We start from the raw sequence: 762 nt of genomic DNA, 5'->3' as shown, positions 1-762 counted from the left end.
ACTCTCCCGGGCACCTAACCCGGAAAAGTGTCACCCATGTCCTCGTACACCTGTTACCCATGTCCCCGGTCCATACACTGGCCCGCCTTGGGGCGGCCCGGCGGCGGACCGGCCATTCTTGCGCAGGCCGTGGATGCCCTCCGGCGAAAAAAGAGCCCCCTAAGGGGCTCTTTTTCCACATCCGGATCGGGCCTGGGCTTAGACCCGGTTGGCGTCCAGCACCGTCATTGCCGCCATATTGATGATGCGGCGCACGGTGGAGCTGGAAGTCAGGATGTGCACCGGCGCATTGGCGCCGAGCAGGAACGGACCCACCGCCACGTTGCCGCCCGCGGCCGTCTTGAGCAGGTTGTAGGCAATGTTGCCGGAGTCCACGTTCGGGCACACCAGCAGATTGGCCTCGCCCTTGAGCGAAGACGACGGCAGGATGCGCATGCGCAGCGCCTCGTCCAGCGCGCAATCGCCATGCATCTCGCCGTCGATCTCCAGCTCCGGCGCGATCTCGCGCACCAACTCCAGCGCGCGGCGCATCTTCGCGCCCGACGCCGAGCTGCCCGAACCGAAGTTCGACCGCGACAGCAGCGCCACCTTGGGCGCCAGGTTCATGCGGGCCATTTCCTGCGCCGCCATCACCGTGAATTCGGCGATCTGCTCGGCCGAGGGCTCGTCGTTCACATGCGTGTCCACCAGCACCACCGTGCGCTCGTTGAGCAGCAGGATGTTCATCGCCGCATACACGTTGTGGCCGGCACGGCGGCCGAT

At 66.0% G+C, this 762-nt stretch carries 1 protein-coding gene; it reads right to left on the bottom strand.

What is annotated here, in order from left to right; translation table 11 throughout:
* Positions 1-198 precede the first annotated feature (198 nt).
* Positions 199-762 (bottom strand): phosphate acyltransferase (locus AGI3411_RS30025; protein WP_279638367.1); only part of this gene is annotated, 564 nt, incomplete at its 5' end.

The organism is Achromobacter agilis, assembly GCF_900496965.1.
Taxonomy (GTDB): domain Bacteria; phylum Pseudomonadota; class Gammaproteobacteria; order Burkholderiales; family Burkholderiaceae_B; genus Achromobacter; species Achromobacter agilis.
Note: the sequence above shows the minus strand (reverse complement) of the source record. Positions and strands in the feature narration are given on the sequence as shown.